The sequence below is a fragment of the Boudabousia liubingyangii genome (genome assembly GCF_001907245.1).
Lineage (GTDB): Bacteria > Actinomycetota > Actinomycetes > Actinomycetales > Actinomycetaceae > Boudabousia > Boudabousia liubingyangii.
In genome coordinates, this window is the sequence record NZ_MQSU01000001.1 from 544,072 (window position 1) to 565,817 (window position 21,746).

The following is a 21,746-nucleotide window of genomic DNA, read 5'->3' on the forward strand; positions in this document are numbered from 1 at the left end:
AATCCTAAGGAAGAGATTGTTCCAGTTGTGAGTGAGTTCCTATTGCTACCCGGGGCGTTTACCTAGGGCATTAGGGTGATGGAGCTGATCCAAGCGCGGTTCTTACCTTCTTTATCGCGCGGAAGCTCAGGGATCTGTACTAACAGCTTATCAGTCGTAATAGGATCGAACTTGATGACGGTTTCCGGCCCGAAGGTGCCGTTCGCTAGGCTCTTTTGGGCGGCCCACGGGTCTCCACCGGGTTGGGCAATCTCAATCTTGCCGCCCTGAGCGGGGGAGGTGATCTTGACGGCGCCGACCTTAGCTGGGGCCTTGAGGGTAATCAGGATCTGAATGGAACCACCAGAACGGAAGGTGGGCTGGTTGAAGTAGCGTGAACGCCAGGTGGAATCGCCGTTTCCGTCGGTGATCTTACCCAGTAGTTCCGGGTGGTCCTTACCGACGCCGTCGGGGGATTTCTGCTCTAGGTTGGTGATTTCGATGGGGGCAGCGGGCTTTTCAGCCGGGGCTGGGGCGGGCTGATCCTTCGGCTTGGCACCTTCGACGGTTTCCTGGGTGGCAGTGGCGACGGGCTGGGCACCGTCATCGTCCATGTTAAAGACGCGCTGGATCGGTGAGGCCAGGGTCTTAATGCCCCAAACCAGACCAACTAGGGACAGGACTACCAGGATGGAAAGTAGGATCCAGCGGGTGATCTGAGCCTGATCTACAGGTTCGTCTTCCGCGGAGGTAGGCTCTTTTGAGGTTGAGTTAGCTGTGCCGCTGACTGTTGCGACAACGGTTTCAGAGTCGATTTCGTTAGCGGACTTATGGGCTTGGGCGGCCTGTTGGTCATAGGCCTTAGCGGCAGCGGCCATTAGTCCAGCGGGTTTGGTGGTCGAAGCAGAGGTCGGCGCAATCGGGGCTTCGGTAGTGGAGTCTGCTACGTCGGCAGCCGGGGATGCTGCTTGGGGTGCGTCTGCGGCTACGGCTGAGGCTGCGGTGCCTTCTTCAGCGGTGTCTGCAGCGTGAGTGCGATCGTAGGCGGTTTCGGCTTCCTGAAGCTCGTGAATGGGGGCGTTCTTCGCCTCTTCACTCTTCTGGTGGACCTTTTCTTTGTACTCCTGGAAGGATTGCTTAAGAGAGCTTAGTTGCTTTTTGAAAGCGTGTTCCTTAGTGCCGGTAGCGTCAACCTGACCAACTGTTTCTGATTCGCTTTCAGGGGCTTCCTGAGGCTCAGAAACGCGCTTGGGAGCGGGAGGTGCCGGCGGGGTGGCGGGCACTGGAACGCCGGGACGCGAGGGCGCAACGGGAGTAGCCGGGGCAGGCTCCGGTTCGCTGAGTTCGCAAGTTTTGGTGGGCTCGCTGGGCTGTTCGACCTTGTCCGTTTCGGCAGGTGCTGAAGGTAGTTCGGCGGCAGTGGACTGTTCAGCTGCCATAGCTGAGCGAGTTTCGGGGGCTTCAGGGGCTAATGGGGTTTCAGAGGCTTCATGGCCCTCAGGGGTCTCTGGGGCTTGACCGAAACCTAAGCGGCTATCTGGGGCGTGGCTTTCTCCCTTAGCTTTCTGCTCAAGCGCGCGGCGGATTCCCTTGATTACTTGAGACTTCGCTATCTGCTCTGAGGAGTTCTCTTCGCTGCCCATGACTTCCTTCTTTTCTTCAACCCGTTTAGGTAATGACTCTATTGTGTCAAAAAACCTTGCTATGCCCAACTTACCTAGCTTTTATCTTCCGAGGATGTGGCCGAGGTATCCTCTTTTATGCCCAGATGGTATCGGCGAGCCTCGGCAATATCCTCAGGCGTAACGCGGCGACCTTTACGGACTCGCTTGGCAATACCAAAGATAAGGACGGCGGCGCTGATTGCGCCGACAGTTATGACGCCGGTGGTTTCCCAGTCAGCACGAACATTAATGACTAGATCGTCAAAGCGGGCCAGCTCCTGCCCCTGCAGGTTGCTGAGGATCAAAGTGGCGGGGGTGTCGCCTGATCCAACCGCATTTAGCTCCACCGGCACAGTTGCTAAAGTTGACGCTGGTAGACCTGTTTCTGTTGCCTTATATGACTGAAGTCTAGCGTGGGATGAAAGAAGTGAGAGCTTTGCATGAGCGGGCCAAGGTAGCGTATTGTCCACCCCAACCTGCAGATCAGCAACACCATAAATCATCAGCACGTTCTTCGGGGCGGTGATCCTAAAGGCTTCCAGATAGGGCTGCAGGGAGCGCTTCCAAGTGTCCAGTCCTACCTTGTTCAGATCGCTAGTGCGAGCAATCTGTAATAGCCCAGACTTAGCAATGGGGTCCAGCATTTCCATGGGACGATCGAGTGCCTGCGCAACACGGATAACCGCTGATACCGAGCTGAGGAAATCCTTAGCTACCTGCGGATCCTTTGCCTCTGCGACTGGGTCAATCAGAGTCACAGAATCGATCGGTTTAGTTAAAAGTTCAGTATTTAGCTGGTTAAAGTCGAGACTCTCAAGACGGTTATCGTTAGCGAAACCGTTGAGAAAGCGGGCGCATTTCTCGAAAGCTTCAGCGTCGCCGGGACAGCGGACCGGCAAAATCCCGGAGTGTTCATTCGCAACTGCACGGAAAGCCTGCTGGTAGGCAAAAGCGGCTCCCGGATCCTGGCTCTCACTGGCCGCCGAAAGGTAGTCACTAGCTTGCGAATCTACGACGATGGCGGGCTGCAGCTTACTGCCAAGGTTGAGGTTCAAAACGCCTGATTGCTGATCGACAACCTGGTTAGATTCAACCAAGGCTAGGTTCTGCCCATTATTAAAGTTCCGGAAAACCTGGTGTGTTTTCAAGCTGGCCACATCATCAGCAGCAAGGGGAATAATGCGCACGGTGGGATTAAAGGCGCCTACACCAATGGACTCATCCTGGGGATCAGGTAGGGGTTCAGGCGTGGAAGCCGGTTCATTCAACTGCTTAAGGATACGGTTCGTGCTGATCAGGCTGGTGTGGCTTAAAAGCTTAGTTTGCGGATTGTCAAAGGCAATTTGGGACCAGTTAGGGTTGCCCCAAGGAGTCATGGCCAGGCGGTTGGGGGCGGCCGCCTCAAGGTCTGGTAGTAGTTCAGAAAGGGAGCGTTGATAACCCTGGCTGCGTTTGGCTTCAACGTTAATGCGTTCTAGTAGCGTGGCTCGGTCAGGGGTGATGGTGCTACTAGCTTCTTGGGGCTCAGAGTCCTTCGGCTTGCCCTGATCGCCCACTGCGGGCTGCTTGCGACCATCCGACTCACCTTCGGGGGAACCTAGTTCTACCGTGGATGGGATCGCGCTATCGGCACTGGGTTCCGGGGTAGTAGTTTCTGGGCTACCGCCTTCATTGGGGTTGTCAGGGTTGACCTCTTCCAGTTTGTATTCGGCCCTAAAGTGGAGTTTAGTTAGATTAGCCGCGTAGGCAGGGTTGGGTGCTTGAATGGTATTAACCTGTAGCATTGCCGGATCTAGGACCAAGTTGATTCGCTGCTCATTAGCCAGCTGTAGAACGCGCTTGGTGCGGTTTAGGGCGGCGATTGCGGGAACTTCTTGGGAACGTTCCGACGCTTCCATGTGAAGGTTGACTAGATTGACTAACTGGATAGTATTATTGTTATTTTTCCGCGCGGTAATGCTTCTGGCCGAGGTAGAAAGGGGGCTTCCCTCGGGGGCCAGTTCGCAATCCGGGCAGCCGGCTTCAGCGCCCTGCGTGGAAGTCGGTAAAGTGCTCAGTGCCTGATACTCAAAGGTACTGCCCGATAGCTTCACGACCCGAGCGTTAATTCGACTAGCACCTGAGCTAGAACTCTGTACCTCTTTGATTAGTTTCAAGTCCCGTTGCGCCGCGGCGGAGGTCACTAGCGAGGGACGGGCAGAGAAGTTAACAATCAGACCGTAAGTGCCCGGCTCAGAGAAGGCCTGCTGCGCCAGATGCTCTGCCACATCAACGACAACCTGCGATTTTTGCCCCGGGAACATGCCCGGCAGGGTCAAACCGGAAAGGGTCTTGGTGGCGGGCTCAGGTAGATCTTTGGCATTTACGTTTAGCCACTTCGAATCTAGATCGTCCCGATTGATGCGCTCTGCGGTGCTAAGCAGGGTAAAAGTCGTTGACGGCAGATAGTTCTTGGTGTGGTTTTCGATCTCGACCGTGACTTTCAGATTGCCCTGATTGTCATAGACCCTAGGTTCCAGGTTCCGGATGGAAACCCGTAGTTCGGCTTGGGGTGCGGAAGCTGCCTCAGTGGGCGCCAATGAGGGCGTGCGGGGGGACGCTGGCGCGGGTTTGTGGGTGGTTGCCTGAGTGGGCGCCTGTACGGAGAGTAGCCCGGCCCTGTCGGTGGGTACGCTGGCTGGTTCCTGAGCGGCCACCAGGGTAGGGGCAACCAATAACGAGGGGGTCCCCGCCAGGAGGCTCGCGATTAAGACCTGTGGGAAATGTGGGAGCCTCATAGCTTAATCCCCTAGGTCCAGCAGTTCTCTGGCGATACCCACGACGCGACGCTCGTTCGGGTAGGCCAAGTGGTTGGCGACAGTTTCTAGGGGCATCCAAGCGGCATCCTCGGCCTCTTGGTCAGGATCGTTCTCTACGGTCAGGTCGTAGGATTTCGCATCCAACAGGAAGTGGTGGACGACCTTATGGATGCGGCGGCCAGAACCGGCAAACCAGTAGTCAATGGAAGCCAGGTGGGTGATGATGGTGCCCTGAATGCCGGTTTCTTCGTGAATTTCCCGGACGGCTGCGTCCATGGGGGTTTCGCCCGCTTCTAGGTGTCCCTTAGGTAGGCACCATTCAATATTTCCAAGGCGGTTACGGCGGGCAATAACGGCCACCGACGGAATGGAATCAATCAGGGCGACTACCAGGCCACCGGCACTGGTCTCTTCCACGATCGGGATGCGTGGTTTGTGATTTCGCTGCTGCCCTTGGCTAGTGTTGGCACCCAAGAGTCGTCCTAGCCGCGTTTGCGGAGGACGTGGTACGGCTCGGGAGCGCCGAGGAAGTTGGGCAGACATACTCCAATCCTAAATGTTTTCGGTAAATATCACTCTATTTAAACTCCTGTGGCACTCTATTAGTGATGAGTACGGAAATTGAAAATCAGGTTGCCCAGCTGCTATTAAACGCGCAGCGGGCTCTAGGTGAGCTACCTAAAGAGGTCCTAGAACTAGGGGAAATCTTTGAAAAAGCAGGCTTTGAGCTGGCTTTAGTAGGCGGTCCAGTGCGGGATGCGGCCCTCGGAAAAGTGCCCCACGATTTTGATTTTTGTACCAGCGCCCGTCCCGAAGAAACCCAAAAACTTCTTAATACCTGGGGTAGTACCTGGGATGTGGGTAAGGAATTTGGCACGATTGGCGCCACCAAGAACGACATTGTGGTAGAAGTCACGACCTATCGGACGGAAGCCTACGAGGTGGGTTCCCGCAAGCCCCAGGTCGCTTACGGTGACGACCTAGAAGGTGACCTAACCCGCCGCGACTTCACCGTGAACGCCATGGCGGTTCGCCTACCCCAGATGATCTGGGTAGACCCCCACCACGGCCTAGAGGACCTCGCAGAAGGAATCCTACGAACCCCGGTGACCGCCGAACAGTCCTTCGACGATGACCCCCTACGCATTATGCGGGCCGCACGCTTCTGTGCGCAGCTCGGTTTTGGGGTCAGTGAAGACGTAATGGCGGCGATGGCCGACCAGGCAGAGCGACTAAAGATAGTTTCCGCAGAACGTATTCGCGCGGAACTAGAGCGCCTGATGATCAGCGACTACCCGGTCGATGGTCTGGAGCTAATGGTGCACACCGGGGTGGCCGACCAGGTCCTGCCAGAGGTGTCCAGGTTGACGGGTACCGTTGATGAACATAAGCGCCACAAGGATGTTTACGGACACACCCTGAAAGTGCTACAGCAGGCTATCGATCTAGAAACTGACGCGGATGGACCCTGCCCGGGACCCGATTTTATCTTGCGTTTCGCGGCGCTAATGCACGACGTGGGTAAGCCGGATACTCGCGCCTTTGAGGGCAATGGTCTAGTTACTTTCCATCACCATGAGATTGTGGGCGCCAAACTAACCCGCAAGCGCATGCAGGCCCTGAAGTTCCCAAAGGATACGATTAAGGCCGTTAGTAAGCTAGTTTCGTTGCACCTACGCTTCCATGGTTATGGTGAGCAGGCGTGGACCGATTCGGCGGTTCGACGCTACGTTAACGACGCTGGCGATCAGCTAGAGCGATTGCACAGGTTGACGCGCGCCGATGTAACAACCGGCAATAAACGTAAGGCTGCCCGCCTAGCCCATGCCTACGACGATCTGGAAGAGCGCATCGCGCAGCTACGAGCACAAGAAGAACTGGATGCGATTCGACCCGACCTAGATGGCGAACAAATCATGAAGATTTTGGATCTGCCGCCCGGCCCGCAGGTCGGTCAGGCCCGCGCCTACTTGCTGGAGCGTCGTCTAGAACGCGGCCCGGTAGAGCCAGAGGTAGCCCGCGCAGAGCTGCTTTCTTGGTGGGATGCACTCAACCACTGAGTAACTCACTGCATTATTTCCGTGTGCTTAAATGCCGCGCGTGTCACTTCTATGCTTTTTTAAAGAGCGTAGAATTGCCTTAGATCGCTATTTCGTAAAAAGGGTATCTATGACTAAATCGGAAAAGTCCGCCGGCGCATCCCGTTCACGCGCTTCTAGGTCTGAAAAGCCTAATGATAAGCAGCCGTCAAAGCCGGTACCTTCCCGTCGTTCACCGGTCGAAGACCGCAAGTCCCCGCGTCGCCATACCGCCAATAATCCTAAGAAGAAGAGTTGGTTTAAGCGCGGCCTGATGGGACTCTTGTGGCTGTTCTTAATCGGTGTCATCTTGGGTGGTATTACCGTTATTGCCTCGTTTATTCTGATTGATGTCCCCAAGGTTGATGATGCCGTGCGTCAGGAACGCACCGTAGTTACCTACGCTGACGGTAAGACTGAGATGGGTTCACTGTCTAAGATCAACCGTAAGATTATTGATACTTCTAAGATTCCGGCTTATGTGGGCCAGGCAGTGGTCGCCTCTGAAGACCGCACCTTCTTTAAGAATAATGGTGTTGACCTGAAGGGCATTGTGCGTGCCTTCTGGAATAACATCCGTGGCGGTAGCCGCCAGGGTGCTTCTACTTTGACCCAGCAGTACGTAGAGAATTACTACACGGGTTCCCGCGGTGGTTATATCGGTAAGTACCGTGAAGCGATCTTGGCACTGAAGATTAATCAGTCTCAGACCAAGCAAGAAATTCTTAATAACTACCTGAATACGATTTACTTCGGTCGTTCTGCCTACGGTATTGAGGCGGCGGCTAATGCTTACTTCAATAAGTCCGCTAAGGATCTGACGGTTTCTGAGGCGGCCTTGATTGCTGGCATTATTCCTGCCCCGTCTAAGTGGGATCCGGCTAAGAACCCTGAACAGGCTAAGAAGCGCTGGGAACGCGTAATTGCTTTGATGAAGGAAGATGGCTGGATTAGTGAGCAGCAGGCGAAGGAAGCCCAATTCCCCAAGTTCGTGGAAAAGTACACTTACGTTCGCCGTTCCGGTAACTCTGGTTACTTGTTGGATCAGGCCGAGGCTGAGGCCGTGCGCCTAGCCGGTTTGAAGGAGAACGACCTTCAGACTGGTGGTTACCGCGTGGTCACCACGATTGATAAGAACCATCAGGAACAGATGGCTAAGGCTATTGCGGAAATGCCTGAGGGTGCCGCCCCGAACCTGCGCGTGGGCATGATTTCTGTTAATTCCACTACCGGTGCGATTTTGGCTGAGTTCCCCGGTAAGGATTACGGTAAGTCTCAGCGCAATATCGTGACGGAAGATATTTTGCACGCGGGCTCTACCTTTAAGCCCTTTGCTTTGATGGCAGCCTTGGAAGATGGGCGGACGCTTTACAGCAAGGTGAATGGTAATTCCCCGGCTTACTTCCCGGGTGGTTACGTGGCAAATAACTTTGGTGGCTATTCTTACGGGGTGGTTACTTTGCGTAAGGCCACCGCCATGTCGATCAACACTGCTTACCTGCGGTTGAACCGTCAGATTGGCCCAGAAAAGACCAAGGAAATGGCGATCCGCATGGGTATCCCAGCGGATACGGTCGGTTTGGATGAGAATCTTGTTAACGTTCTTGGTCCGGCTTCTGTGCACCTAGCGGATTTGGCTCAAGCTTATTCCACGCTGGGTAACTATGGTGCGGAAAATCCGGTTCATATTGTGGCCGAGATCCGTGACTCTAAGGGCCAGGTGGTCTATAAGGCGCCGCAGCCTAATAAGCAGGTGCTGCCCGCTAACACCGCAAAGCAGACGTTGAAGGCTATGCAGGATGTAGTTGCCTATGGTTCTGGCGAGGATGCTCGCATCCGCGGTTGGAAGCCGGCTGGTAAGACTGGTACTTCCCAAGAAAATAAGTCGGCTTTGTTTGTGGGCTTGGTTCCTGGGGTTACGACCGTGATTGGCATGTTCCAGGAGGGACCTGGCGGTGCGGAAGAGACGATTACGCCCTTTGGTGGTTTCCGTGAAATCACTGGTGGTTCTGTACCTACGCGGGTTTGGAAGGCGTATATGGAGCAGGCTTTGGAAGGTGTGGAACCAACTGAGTTTGAAGAGCCGGAACGTCCGATTAAGGTGCGTCGCGAGCCGGTAGCTCCGCAGCCGGAAGAGCAGGAAGAAGAAACACCTGAGGAAACTAAGGAAGCTCCAAAGGAAGAGCCAGCTCCGGCTCAGCCGGAGCAGCCGGCTCCGGCACCTAGTGAGCCCGCTCAGCCCGAACAGCCTAAGCCGCAGCCGGAAGAGCCCAAGCAGCCGGCGCCGGGCGATCAGAAGCAACCTGAAAAACCTCAGAATCAAAAGCAGGGGCAATTAAAGCCGGGTAAGCCAGGTAAGGTTGGCAAAAACGGATAGTTCCTCCCCGGGATTGCAAGCGATTCTCACCGATCGAAGGTAACAGTTTGACATCAAAATAGCCCTAGTGTTATTATTTTGTTACATCTTCATTGGAGTCTCCTTTCCTAGGTGTGGTGGCCTGGGATAGCTAAAACCCCCGTTCTACTAAGTAGAACGGGGGTTTTTAGTTTGCCTAGTTAGTTAAGCTCAGGCGTGGGCGACCTGTACCTGTACCTTGGCGTTAACGTCCTTTAGTAGGTTAACGGTAACGTCGGTAGCACCGGTGGTCTTGATCGGGTGTTCGATGACGATCTTGCGACGGTCAACGGACTGGCCTAGCTGTTCCTTGATTGCGGCAGCAATTTCTTCAGTGGAAACTGCACCGAATAGGCGACCGGCTTCGGTAGCCGGGCGGGCTAGACGAACGATCTTACCCTGTAGCGCATCGCGTACGGCGCGGGCATCGTCTAGGTTGGCGATTTCGCGCTTGCGACGGGCAGCGGCCATCTGTTCTAGCTGCTGTCCAGCGCCCTTGGTCCACTTGACGGCTAGTTTGCGGGGGATTAGGTAGTTACGACCGTAACCGTCCTTCACCTCAACAATGGAGCCAGCCTGTCCTAGGTTTGCAACGTCGTGAGTCAGAATGAGTTTCATGTTGTCTGATTCCTTTCTGCTCAGCGGCCGGTGGTGGAGTAGGGCAGCAGAGCCATTTCGCGCGCATTCTTGATGGCGCGGGCTAGCTTGCGCTGTTCCTGAACGGAGACACCGGTAACGCGACGAGCGCGAATCTTACCGCGGTCAGAGATGAACTTACGCAGTAGGGCAGTGTCTTTGTAGTCGATGTTTTCGATCTTAGCCGACTTGAGGGGGTTAGCCTTCTTCTTGATCGGCTTATTGCGAAGTGGCTGCTTCGCCATAGTGGTTCTCCTTAGAGGTAGTGCCTTGGCGTTGAGGACGGGTTTTGTCCTGGTTGTTAACGCTTAGGCTGACATGAGTTTAGAAGGGCGGTTCGTCATCAAAGTTGGTGCCGGGGGCTGCTGCCCACGGATCATCAGCGGGAGCGGACTGGGCAGGCTGCTGATAGCCGCCGCCGTTACCGTAGTTCCCACCGCCAGCGTTGTTGCCACCGCCGTTGTAGCCATTGTTGTTGCCGTAGTTGCCGCGGCCACCACCGTTGTTGTCCCGCTGATTACGGGTAACGCTGGCGGTTGCGTAACGTAGCGAGGGGCCGATTTCGTCAACCTGCAGTTCAATGCTGGTGCGCTGTTCCCCTTCGCGAGTCTTATAAGTGTTGGAACCAAGGCGACCGGTGACGATCACGCGGGTTCCCTTACGTAGAGACTCGACAACATTTTCTGCTGCGTCGCGCCAGATGGAGCAGCGCATGAAGAGGGTCTCTCCATCGCGCCATTCGTTGGCTTGACGGTCAAAGGTGCGCGGGGTCGACGCGACCGTGAAGGATGCTACGGCTGCACCTGAGGGGGTGAATCGTAGTTCCGGATCATTGGTCAGGTTACCGATTAGGGTAATTGGGGTTTCGCCGGCCATTTGGACTCCTTTGACTAGCTAGTGGCTGGATTTCACGCTTCGGGGCGCATCAACTTGGTGCGCATAACCGTTTCGTTTAGGTTGAGCTGACGGTCTAGTTCGGCCGCGTGCTCGGGGGTGGTGGTCATGTCGATGACGACGTAGATGCCTTCCGTCTTCTTGAGGATCGGGTAGGCCAGACGGCGCTTGCCCCAAACATCAAGGTTTTCGACGCTGCCGCCGTTGCTGGTAACAACGGTCAGTAGTTTCTCCATGGACGGGGCGACGGTACGTTCGTCGACCTCGGGGTCTAGGATCACCATTAGTTCGTAGTGACGCATACTTAAACCCACCTCCTTTGGTCTTAGCGGTCACGGTCCATCCGTGACAGGAGGGTTGTATGTCTGTGCCGCTGTTTTTACACCGGGTGGTGTAGCCACAAACAGCACGGGTCTAAGCATATCAGGTATGCAGGTTTCCGGCTAGGCCCTTTTAAGCGAGGTTTACCTCATGTTTTAGCCAAAAAGCCCACGTTTCCACAAGCCGCAAAAAGTGGGGTTGAACGGGTGTCTTCCCGGGGACGTTACTTGGCTAGTTCGCGGGCTGCACTACGGTCGGGTTTGCCGTTTGCGTTTACGGGGATCTGGTCGACCAAAATTAGTCGCCGAGGCAGCTTAAACCGGGCAATCTTTCCGTCCAGGTATGCCTGGATTTCCTTAAGGGTGGGCGGGGTGCTGGGGTCGGCTGGTACGGCCAGTAGGGTGATGAGTTCACCCCAATGTTGGTCCGGGGTCGCGGTGATTAGGGCCCCGTTGAGAGCGGGGTAGTCAGCTAGTGAGTTCTCAATTTCTAGTGGGTGGATATTTTCGCCACCACTGATAATAGTGTCAGCTTTTCGGCCCACAATGGTGAAGACACCGTCAACCCGGGTAACCATGTCGCCGGTCAATAACCAGCCGTCAATGAAGCTTTCCGGAGCGGCGTTGTTTAGATATTGGGTGACTACGCCGGGGCCGCGTACGGCCAGCATGCCGGGGGTGCCTTCGGGGACCTCGTGATTAGGGTCCGGGTTTTCAGTGTCTAGGACGCGCGCATCTACCCAGGGGAAGGGGTGGCCGACGCTGCCGGGGTGGCTGGTGGCGATCTCTGGGCTGGCGCAGATTCCGGCGCCGGCAGTTTCAGTCATGCCGTAGACATTGATGGGGTGTAGGCCCTTATGGTGTAGTGCGGTCATGAGCTCCACGGTGGGGGCAGAGCCGCCAATTAGTGGGCACCGGAAGTTGCTCAAGTTGACGGTTTCCCAGTTTTCTTGTCGTCGCATAGCGTCATACATGGTGGGTACGGCGAACATGATGCTAACCCGATATTCGGCTAGTGCGTCTAGTAGGTTGGCGGGGTGGAAGTCGGGGGCAATGATCAGGGTGCCACCGTTTGAGTACAGGTCATTGGTGGTGCCGTTGAAGCCGCCAATGTGACTGAAGGGGGCTACGGCCATTCCGGTGTCGTGATTACCGTATTCGAAAGAGTGGCGGAAGTTTTGCCAGCCCCACCAGAGTTGCTGTTGCGTTAGTGCGACAGCCTTTGGGGTGTCGGTGGTGCCAGAGGTGAAGATGATCGCCGCTTCAAACCCGCGGTTTGTCGCTTCAGAGTAGTTGTCTGAGTTGACGCTTATTTGATATTCATAGCTGTCAATTCGGGCTTCTAGCTCGTTTAGTCCGATAATGATAGGTTGCGTTTGGGAGTCGTTGAAGATTTCCCTTAGTTCAGTTTCCCGTTCACTGTCGCATAGCAAAACCTGAGCCTGGGCATGCTGAGTTAGGCTCTTGATTTCCCGGGCGGTCAAACGCCAGTTGATCGGGATGATGGTGGCATTCAGTAGGGCGGTGGCCGTGTAGGTGAGCATGTGCCAGGCGGAGTTGTGGGCACAAACCATGACCCTACCCCCGGCTTCGATTCCGCATTCGGTCTGCAGGTAGTGCGCCAGTTTCTGAGTATCGGTCAGCGCCTGGGGGACGGTCCAGGTGCGGCGGACCCCACCAAGTCCCCGGGTTAGTTCCACTAGGCTGGGTCGCTCTGGGTGGCGGGCGGCAGCCCTAGCTAGGGTGCGCGCCGGGTTTAAGATGTTAGCGGCTAAAACTGTCATCTCTTATTGTTGTCTGGAACGGTTAGTTTATTCAGCACCCGCAGCGGTTGCTGCCAGAAGTGCCGCAGCAGCCAGCACCAGCCGTAGTTCCAGCTGCGACCGCACCGGCCGTCGCCGGCGTGCCAGCAGCAGCGGCATTATCGCCCGCGTTTGCTACCGGGATGGAGTGTCCACCGCGCAGGTGCGGGTGGTTCATTAGTAGGCTGGCAGCTTCCTGGCGGGTGGTGCCCGCATTAGCTAGGTGTGACAGGCCTTCAGGGATTTCGCGTCCCAGCGCGACCATTGCTTCACCCCAGAGCTTGCCGGCACGGTAAGAGGAACGCACCATGGGGCCGGCCATAACACCCAGGAAGCCCATTTCCTTGGCGGTTTCTGAGAGGGCAATGAACTCTTCGGGGTGGACCCAGCGGTCAATGGGGTGGTGTAGGGGAGAGGGGCGCAGGTACTGGGTCAGGGTCAGTAGGTGGCAGCCGGACTCAGCTAGGTCGAACATGGCGTCTTCGATCTCGGCCCGAGTCTCACCCATGCCCAGGATCAGGTTGGACTTGGTGATTAGCCCGGCCTCGTTCGCGGCGTTAATGACCTCTAGGGAACGCTCGTAACGGAAGGCGGGGCGGATCTTCTTGAAGATACGGGGGACGGTTTCTAGGTTGTGACCAAAGACTTCGGGGCGCGAGCTGAAGACCTCTTCAAGGGCCGAGTCGTGGGCCTTCATGTCGTCGACTAGTAGTTCCACGCCGGTTTCGGGGCACTTTTCGTGGATGAGTCGGCAGGTTTCGGCGTACAACCAGGCGGCACCGTCGGGTAGGTCGTCGCGGGCCACACCGGTGATGGTGGCGTACTTGAGGCCTAGTTCCTTGACGGAGTCGGAGACGCGGGCGGGTTCGTCCTTGTCGTATTCGGTGGGCTTGCCGGTGGCAATGTCGCAGAAGTCGCAGCGGCGAGTACAGAAGGCGCCACCAATTAGGAAGGTTGCTTCACGGTCTTCCCAGCATTCGTAGATGTTGGGGCAGCCGGCCTCGGCACAGACGGTGTGTAGTCCGCGGCCAATGGATAGGGAGCGCATGTCCTCATATTCTTTGCCGGCTTTGGCGGTGGTGCGGATCCATTCGGGTTTGCGCTCGATGGGGCTTTGCGCGTTTTTGGCTTCTACGCGTAGTAGTTTGCGTCCTTCGCGATCTGGAATGGTGCTCACGCTTGGTGTCCTTCCTGGGTGTTGCTGGCGGCAGTTTCTGCTTGGGTTGCGTCTGCCTGGGTTGCCGTGGCTTCTGCGCTTTCAGCTTGGCTCTGCTTTTCGGCGAGGGCGCGGGCGGCCTGTTCCAGCATACTTTCGGTCTGGGTGATGGGAGTTTCGGTAATTCCGGCCAGGCGGTCGGGTTCCCGTAGGGGTTGTAGGTCTTCGACGATCTGCGGGATTAGGTGTTGGGCGGCTTGGGCCAGGGCGCCTTGTTCAGGTAGTTCAATCCCTTCGCCTTGGAGGGAGGCAACGCCCGCATCAGAGATGCCACAGGGGATGATCTCTTCGAACTTAGAGAGGTCGGTGGTGACGTTTAGGGCGATCCCGTGCAGGGTGGTGGCCTGGGCGAACTTGACGCCAATGGCGCAGATCTTACGTTCGGGCTTGGTGTCGGTGGCGGTTAGCCAGACGCCGGAGCGACCCTCAACGGTGGTGGTTTCTAGTCCGTAGCCTTCGCGTAGGGCGGCGATGATGGATTGTTCTAGGCCGCGCACGTACTTGACGACGTCGACAGGTTCGGCGGCTTTGAAGATGGGGTAGAGGACTAGCTGGCCGGGGCCGTGGTAGGTGATGCGGCCGCCTCGGTCCACGTTGTGGACGGGGATGTGCGGGTTTTTGGCGTCGCCGGGTTGGGTGCGGCGACCGGCAGTGTAGGTGTCTTCATGCTCTAGGGCGATGATCGTGTCGGGCGCAATGCCGGCTACTACGTCTGCGTGGATCTGGTGTTGGAGCTGGTTAACCAGCTGATACTCCAGTGGGCCTTGAGGTAAGAGGTTAATAATTCGCACGTTTTCTATGATAGTTCGCTTGCCTTAACTATGGGACTTATGGCCGGTCGCTTATTGGATTTTTCACCTTATATACGCATTTGGGAATAAAACCGAAATTGGGTCATGGGGTGGGTAGTTGATTGGTCAGAGTGTTTATGTGAGTCGGGTATGTATCCTCAGAGACTTCACTGTGATTAAGATCTGCAGAATCGGTTGACAAAATGACTTTTTCAATTTTTATCGAGTGTGATTTGTGTTGACTTCTATCTGACAGAAACTCCTCCTTTTCCTTAATCTGTTCAATTTGAGCGAATTTATCGCGCAATAATATTTTGTTTTGAACATATCGAAACTAATTTGCTAACTGCATCTCAATTTCGTCACTAGTCTTTTTCGTAAATAAGCCTTATGGTTGATGTCTTGTTACCAAAGTCCTAAGGATGCTGGATCGAAAAAGATGTTTTTGAAAAACCTCTTCAACCAGACGACCCAATGGGACTGAGGAACGTCATCCCCTCAACACAGAACTAAGCCATTGGATGGTTGAATTGATTAACTTCAGAACTTCGGTTTCTGGGATCCGCAAAACTGCAATCCCGGTAACGCTAGCGCTGGTCGCCTCAATTGGCGTCCTAGGGCTACCTGAAAGCGTTCCCGTGTCGCAGGCGTTCGTCCCTGAGAAGCTGGAAGCCGCTATCCCTGCTGACCAGCAGGTAAAGGTTGACACCTCAGCGGTCCTAGACCTAGGTGCAAAGGAAGCCGCACCCGGCGTCCAGTTCACCTACAAGTACCGCGTCGCAATACCGAAGCTGTCAGCAGATACCAGCAATCGTGAATTGAAAGTTACGGTTGACTCTGATCCGCTGGCACCCTTCGCAACTGCACTAAGCAAGTCAGACCTTAAGTGTGACGGTGGTACTGTCAGCGGCTTTGACGTAAAGACCAATACCTTCACCGTAACCGGTTTCGACAAAGCGGCGGCTCTGAACTGCTCAATCGAAAAAACCGCCACCCTATCTGCCGACGCCCCCAAGGGCTACACCGTTTCCGGACTGGTGGACGCTAAGTACACCGATAACCCCGGTCTGAAACTACAGGAAATTAGCTCCGGCCCGCGTGACCCGCAGCTGAGCTGTTCACCGACCCTACGCTTCGAAAGTGAAGTTAAGGGTGGTGGCTACCTAGTAGATATCAAGATGGCCGACCAGCAGGGTAAGGGCCTAGTTGTCCCTACCCCTTGGGAAGACCCGGCAAACTCCATTACCATTCAGGAACCCGGCAAGCCAGCCGAAAAGATTGACCTGAACGGGCAGTACCCGGTTGTCCTAAATAAGGATTCCTCGCAGCCCTACTACGGCTCCACCGAAGGTATCCAGGGTGTTACCAAGTGGCTAGACTCCGTTAACTGGAAATATGACCCGGCGGTTTTCACCGGTGACAAGTACCTGCCCGCAGGTACCCGCATCATTGTGAATCGTAAGGTCAACTACCAGAACTGTGTGGAACCCGGTATTGCCACGGACGCCAACACGAACCGGAAGATGATCATTAACTTCACCACCGGTCGCCCTTCCCTGCCCGTAGACTCGATTGCCTCTGACGCTTTCCGTCTACCCGGTGGCGAAGAAGGTCAGGCTCCTAAGGCCTGGTGTGATGCCATTTATATTACGGACCTGAAGTCTTCTGGCGCTAAGAGCACCCCGATCTACAAGCTAGACCCAAAGAACCCGTTGCTAAGCCCCGGACAGGTAAAGCCGATTCCGGAAGAGTCTGCCTACGGTGTTCTAAACATCTCCCCCAAGTTCGAGGGCTGGGTTTACTACATTGCTTCTGACAAGCTGACCCTCAAGCGCTTTAACCTAGCGACTGGTGAAAACGTCGTGGTACCGGTTTCCGGTGAGTGGCGTACTACTCGCTTTGCGTTGACTCCGTCAGCTTTCTCTCCGTCAAATGAACTATTCATTACTTCTGGCCCTGGTAGTGCCCTATATAAACTGTCTTTTAACGAGGACGGTTCGGCTGCTACCGCAAAGAAGATGGGTATTTTCCTTAGCCAAAACCCATGGATGATCAATGACTTCACCTTCGACTATGACGGTGGTTTGATCGTTACTTACGGTAACGCTCAGGAACGTCGCATGATTGTCCGCAAGTACTCACCGGAACAGTTTGCCGCTGGAGCACCCAGAATGTCTGTAGACAACGGCACCCCGGTAGCTGACGTACCCTACCCGAACGGAGCCTCTTCCCTAGTTTACGGTTCCGCCTGGGGCCCGGATAACACCCTGTACTTCACCGTTGGTCTAACTACCACCAAAACCGATCGGGAAATCTACACCCTTAAGGACGGTAAGGTCACCAAGCTGAACTACAGCCCGCGCGTCACCGGTGGTGTCATCGATATGTCCTCCTGTGGCTTCGGTGGCGTACCCCCGAAGGTCGAAAGTGGCTTCCAAGCCCGCAAGCTAGCCATTGACCCGGTAACTGCAAAGCCGGTTGAAGGCAATGCCACTGGCAAGGTCATTTTGTCCGCTAACGGCACCGCCACTGTTAAGTACCTTATTCAGGTTACTAACCTAGGTGCGGAAGCCGCCCCCATGCCGGCCGACATCACCGACCAGGTGCAGGCCCCCGCCGGCTTCGACATCACCAATATCAAGGTAGACGGTACCTCGAAGGGCACCGGTCCCACCGTGAAGCTACCCGTCCCGGCAGAACCGATTCCCGCTGGTAAGGTTAAGAGCTTCCTAGTGACCGTAGGCCTAAAGGCAAAGAATGGTCTAGCTGGTCTGCCCACCCAGGGCGTCTGTGAAAACACCACCCCCGGTGCTAATAACGCTGGTTTCTTCAACCGCGTTAACTACCAGGACGATCAGGACGGCACTAAGAACAATCAGGCCTGTATCCCCTTCGAAACCCCCAAGCGGGCTCACCTCGAACTGGTAAAGCAGATTGAAGGCCCCCAGGGTTACACGAACGCAGATCAGGATCGCCAGCTCTTCACCCTAGTAGCCGGCGCCGTAAACAGCCCGGTCACCACCGTCAGCGGCACCGCTGACACCGGCCGCGTAGAGGTCGCCGCTGATAGCGAGGGCGTTGTTTACCGCCTAGGCGAACAGCAGAACGCTGCGCCTGCGGGCGACTATGGCTTCACCATGAAGCGCGACTGGGTATGTACCGGTAACTCTGTACCGCTACGTGACGGCAACCTGCTGACCATCAAGCCTGGGGAAGATGTTTCCTGCTCGATCGTCAACCAGCCCGACCCGAAGTTCAGTGTGAAGAAGGAAGCCGCTAACCCCGCCGGTGAAAACAACCAGCTGGGACAGCCCGTTCAGCCTGATGACCAGGGCAAGCTAAAGCTTGAATACCTAGTCAAGGTTCACAATGACTCTGCTTTCGCTGGCAACTCTGGCACCATCTATGACCACTTTGTAGTCCCGGCAGGTCTGCAGTGGGACGGTTCTGAAGCCGCTCAGGTTACCGTAGTGAATAACGGTGGGGGACAGGTTCAGTCTGCTGCTACCACTGTCACCAATGAACAGCTAGCTGCTGATCCCGGTGCGGTCCTAGCCAGCTCCGTGAACAACCTACCTGGTGGCGCCACCGCCGTCTTCAAGATTGTTATCCCCGCACAGGTGGATAACACCCTGGTTGATGGTCGGACCGTCTTCGAAACCCACCTCAACGATTTGTTGTGTGAAAAGAATACGGAAGAAGGTTCCTCCGCAAACTACTTCAAGGGTAACCGTGGCGCGCAGAACCTAGTGGCGCTAGAGGCAGAAAACTCGACCTCTAATAATGGTCAGCCCGTCAAGGACAATAACGCCTGTATCCCGGTCCTACCAAAGTCCAACTGGAAGGTTGAAAAGTCCCCCGCGGATAAGAACCTAGAAGGTGGCTTTGGAGCCGCGGGCGGAAATGGTGCCCTAGTGGATGCCCAGAAGGGAGCCGATGGTACCTACACCGCAACCGTTAAGTACCGCGTTCGCGTGACCAACCTAGGCCCGACCGCCGGTCAGCACCCGCAGATCGTGGATGCGCTGACTCTGCCGGAGCCGTGGCAGGCCACCTCCGTGAAGTGGAGTACCTCCGTGGATATGTCTCAGGCCGTGGATAACGGAAAGAACCTACAGTTCACTATTCCGCAGTCTGAGGGCATGGTTTCCCCGATCGCTGACCAGGGTAAGAACGTCAAGAACTACGTTGATTACTACGTTGAGGTCACCGCGCAGGGGCAGCCGACCGCCGAACAGTGGCAGCAGGCTCAGACCTGTGAAACTGAGGGTGCCGGTAAGCCTGGTAAAGGCTTCTTTAACCGTGTGACCATGGATGGCGACCAGGATGGCGACCACAATAACGATGCTTGCGTGCCGGTCCGTCCGGAACCTCCGGCAGAGGTCAACCTGCTAGTTCGTAAGACGGACGCCAGCGGCAACCTAGCCCTGCCGGGTGCAGAGTTCAAAGTCTGTGACGTGAACCCGTACGCCACTTCCGGTGACCCGGTCCGAGTCCTAGCCGACCCGAACCACTGCCGTCCGGTTCAGCCCATGCCGGCTGCTGACCAGTGCGCGTCAGCACCTGCGGGTGAGCCCCGCCAGGCCTGTGAGGCGATGGCAGCAGGTGACCAGGCGCTGATGAAGTCGACCGGTTCGGTTAAGGTCCGCCCGGACGTCCCGCACTGGTTGGTGGAAACGAAGGCTCCGGCTTGCTCCCCGGACAATGCCGGTGGCGAGTACTGTGCTTCGCTTCTACCGCAACCTTTGAAGTTCACCGTAAGTGCGGACCGGGTGCTGGATGCCCCGGGTGCCGTCGCGGTGGGTTCAGGTCAGGCCTGTGATCCGCTAAGTGATCAGGGCTGTTCGTCTGAGGCCGCGTTTAAGCAGGTCGACGACACCTTCTACTTCTACCAAGGCCTAGTTAAGGTGCATGACCCGCGTCGTGGAACCTTGCCGGTCTCTGGTGGTACAGGTCCTCTACCGTTCGTCGTGGCAGCCGCTGCGTTGCTATTGACGAGCTTGGGGTGGGCTTTCCGGAACGCTAAAACAGCACCGGTTTCATCTGGGCGTAAACGCTCACGGGCTTAGGTTCCCCGCTTAGAACCTTGTCCGGCTTGTTTACCTGCTCCGGGGATTTCCCCAGCTTCTGCTGGCCCCGGGGTGGGTAGTCCGGAAAATCCCGCTCGATCTGGTATCCACCAGGGTCGATCAAGTTTTATTAAGAAAATAGGAGATAACTATGTCCAAAAACATTCGTAAAGCTGCTGCTGGCTTCACCGTGGCTGCAGTTGCTCTAACCGGCTTCAGCACTCAGATGGCTATGGCTGCCCCCGGCGACGAGGTCGCACAGGCCGCTCCCGCCAGCACCATCACCAAGGAAACTGGCTCCATCAAGATCACTAAGCTAACCCCTTCTTCTGCAGCGCAGACCAATGGTGACGGCACCAAGCTAGCTGAAAACCCGACCGGCTCCCAGCCGATTCAGGGCGTTACCTTCACCGCTTACATGCTAGAAGGCCTAGACCTAAAGACCAACGAGGGATGGGCCAAGGCTGCTGAACTTGCCAAGACCAAGCCGGCGATTGTTAAGGCTAAAGATGGTTCCATGACTGTTGGTGGCTACAAGCTAGTCCAGAAGGGCACCGGTAAGACCGGTGCTGCGGGTACCCTAGACCTAGCTAGCCTACCCGTGGGCCTATACGTGGTCGTTGAAGACGTTACCGGCAAGGTAGTTATTAAGGGTGATACTGAGGCTAAGGATAAGACCGTTGAAGCTTCCCAGGTTCTAAAGGCTGATCCCTTCTTTGTTTCGGTCCCCATGACCAACCCGGCTAACCGCACCGAGTGGATGTACGACATCCACGTTTACCCGAAGAACACCACCACCAAGGCTCCGGTCAAGTCCTTGAACGACAACGACAAGGCTAAGGGTTCCGGTAACGACGCTGCTAAGTCCGAAATTCTTTACACTCTATCCGCTGAGGTTCCGGCCGCTAAGCTAAACCAGTTCATGCTAGTTGACCGTTACAAGGACGCTCAGCTTGACTGGGTTGGCGCTGACACCGACACCGTAAAGATTGGTGACACCAAGCTTGATGCAGATGATTTCAAGCTCACCCAGTCCACCGCTGCCGTGGGCGAGTACCGTTTCGTCACCATGGAACTTACCGCTTCCGGTCTAGCCAAGCTAGAAGGCAAGACCGGCCAGAACGTAACCTGGGAGTTCCACGCTAAGGTCAAGCAGACCGCCGCTGGCGAAGAAATCCCCAACAAGGTCTTCGAAATTGCTAACCCGGATAACGAAGGCTTTAACCAGTGGAACCCTGAGGATCCCACCAACCCGAAGCCGAATCTGCCCGAGCTCCCGGTAGACCCGGAGAACCCTGACGGCCCGAAGAAGCCCAACAAGCCTTTCGTACCGGTAAACCCGAAGGATCCTGAAGGCCCCACCCCCGGTGGCTCCACCCCCGGTAACGAGGTCAAGTCCTATTACGGCAAGGTAGTAATCAACAAGAAGGGCTCTGACAACGTTGCCAAGCTAAACGGCGCAGAGTTCGAACTGTACCAGTGCAACCCGGCAAACGGCTACGAACTGGGCGAAAAGATCTCCGTTAACGGTAAGGAAAAGTGGATCTCCGGTACTGACGGTGAAGAAGGTCAGATTACCATCTCTGGTCTACTAGTTAACGACTTCCGTAACAACTCTGAGTTCGTTAACGGTAAGAATGGCGCCAAGTGGGCCGAGCAGACCGCATACTGCCTAAAGGAAACCAAGGCTCCTGAGGGTTACGAACTACTACCTAACCCGATCCACTTCCAGGTGAAGAAGGATCAGGCTACCGCTGAAGGCAAGGTTGAACTAGACGTCACCAACGTTAAGAAGAACGGTGGCTTCAACCTACCCGTTACCGGTGGCGCTGGTATTGCCACCCTAGTTACCGCTGGTGTCCTGCTACTAGCTGGCTCCGGTGCTTATGTTCTTGCTGCTTCTCGTAAGCGCGAGCAGGCCTGATAAAGGTCTGAAGCTTGCTGGTGGGCCCGGTTCCTTTTGGTCGGGGTTTCCCGGGCCCCCAACAAGTTCATAACTGGCGGTAGCTGCAGCTGCCTCCAACTCCAAAAGCTAACGTTTAATCCCGTGGATTGTTAACTCCTTGTCGTTAGTTCTGGTGATTCCCGGTCCGTGCCCTTTGAT

The 21,746-nt window shown here is 55.8% G+C and carries 14 protein-coding genes; 4 read left to right on the forward strand and 10 right to left on the reverse strand.

The features are described 5' to 3' along the window. Positions 1-62 precede the first annotated feature (62 nt). The 3 genes from BSR28_RS02395 to BSR28_RS02405 all read right to left on the reverse strand — a co-directional run bounded on the left by BSR28_RS02395 (position 63) and on the right by BSR28_RS02405 (position 4,984). Positions 63-1,622: a hypothetical protein gene (locus BSR28_RS02395; RefSeq protein WP_073713240.1), complete on the reverse strand. Its 1,560-nt coding sequence runs from the start codon at positions 1,620-1,622 to the stop codon at positions 63-65. A 74-nt stretch (positions 1,623-1,696) separates the two neighbouring features. Further along, positions 1,697-4,420, reverse strand: coding sequence for a DUF6049 family protein (locus BSR28_RS02400; RefSeq protein ID WP_143237546.1), 2,724 nt, complete (start codon positions 4,418-4,420; stop codon positions 1,697-1,699). Positions 4,421-4,423: 3 nt separating this feature from the next. Further along, the gene (locus BSR28_RS02405; protein ID WP_083562911.1) at positions 4,424-4,984 is read right to left on the reverse strand and encodes an NUDIX hydrolase; all 561 of its coding nucleotides are present in this window, start codon (positions 4,982-4,984) and stop codon (positions 4,424-4,426) included. Positions 4,985-5,049: 65 nt separating this feature from the next. Here BSR28_RS02405 and BSR28_RS02410 point away from each other — a divergent pair, with 65 nt between their 5' ends. Next, entirely contained in the window at positions 5,050-6,501 is a 1,452-nt protein-coding gene (locus tag BSR28_RS02410; protein ID WP_083562913.1) for a CCA tRNA nucleotidyltransferase, read from the forward strand. Positions 6,502-6,610: 109 nt separating this feature from the next. Then, positions 6,611-8,896, forward strand: a complete 2,286-nt coding sequence (locus tag BSR28_RS02415; protein ID WP_073713242.1) for a transglycosylase domain-containing protein — start codon at positions 6,611-6,613, stop codon at positions 8,894-8,896. Between the two features lie 189 nt (positions 8,897-9,085). On the opposite strand, the gene rplI is transcribed toward BSR28_RS02415, so the two are convergent. The 7 genes from rplI to lipB form a co-directional block, all read right to left on the reverse strand. After that, positions 9,086-9,532: a 50S ribosomal protein L9 gene (gene rplI, locus BSR28_RS02420; RefSeq protein WP_073708301.1), complete on the reverse strand. Its 447-nt coding sequence runs from the start codon at positions 9,530-9,532 to the stop codon at positions 9,086-9,088. A gap of 20 nt (positions 9,533-9,552) precedes the next feature. Next, entirely contained in the window at positions 9,553-9,795 is a 243-nt protein-coding gene (gene rpsR / locus BSR28_RS02425) for a 30S ribosomal protein S18 (RefSeq protein WP_073708300.1), read from the reverse strand. Positions 9,796-9,874: 79 nt separating this feature from the next. Continuing rightward, positions 9,875-10,426: a single-stranded DNA-binding protein gene (locus tag BSR28_RS02430; protein WP_073708299.1), complete on the reverse strand. Its 552-nt coding sequence runs from the start codon at positions 10,424-10,426 to the stop codon at positions 9,875-9,877. A 32-nt stretch (positions 10,427-10,458) separates the two neighbouring features. After that, a complete protein-coding gene (gene rpsF / locus BSR28_RS02435; protein ID WP_073713243.1) occupies positions 10,459-10,746 on the reverse strand; it encodes a 30S ribosomal protein S6 in 288 nt (95 codons plus the stop codon). A 242-nt stretch (positions 10,747-10,988) separates the two neighbouring features. Next, entirely contained in the window at positions 10,989-12,548 is a 1,560-nt protein-coding gene (locus tag BSR28_RS02440; protein WP_073713244.1) for a class I adenylate-forming enzyme family protein, read from the reverse strand. Between the two features lie 31 nt (positions 12,549-12,579). Next, on the reverse strand, positions 12,580-13,743 hold the full coding sequence (locus BSR28_RS02445) for a lipoyl synthase (RefSeq protein ID WP_083562917.1): 1,164 nt from the start codon (positions 13,741-13,743) through the stop codon (positions 12,580-12,582). Then, positions 13,740-14,573: a lipoyl(octanoyl) transferase LipB gene (gene lipB, locus BSR28_RS02450; protein ID WP_073713245.1), complete on the reverse strand. Its 834-nt coding sequence runs from the start codon at positions 14,571-14,573 to the stop codon at positions 13,740-13,742. The genes BSR28_RS02445 and lipB overlap by 4 nt, the downstream gene beginning before the upstream one ends. A 530-nt stretch (positions 14,574-15,103) precedes the next feature. Here lipB and BSR28_RS02455 point away from each other — a divergent pair. Together BSR28_RS02455 and BSR28_RS02460 are read left to right on the forward strand one after the other, a co-directional pair. After that, a complete protein-coding gene (locus BSR28_RS02455; protein ID WP_143237548.1) occupies positions 15,104-19,642 on the forward strand; it encodes a hypothetical protein in 4,539 nt (1,512 codons plus the stop codon). 151 nt (positions 19,643-19,793) lie between these two features. After that, the gene (locus tag BSR28_RS02460; RefSeq protein WP_073713247.1) at positions 19,794-21,566 is read left to right on the forward strand and encodes a SpaH/EbpB family LPXTG-anchored major pilin; all 1,773 of its coding nucleotides are present in this window, start codon (positions 19,794-19,796) and stop codon (positions 21,564-21,566) included. Positions 21,567-21,746 lie beyond the last annotated feature (180 nt).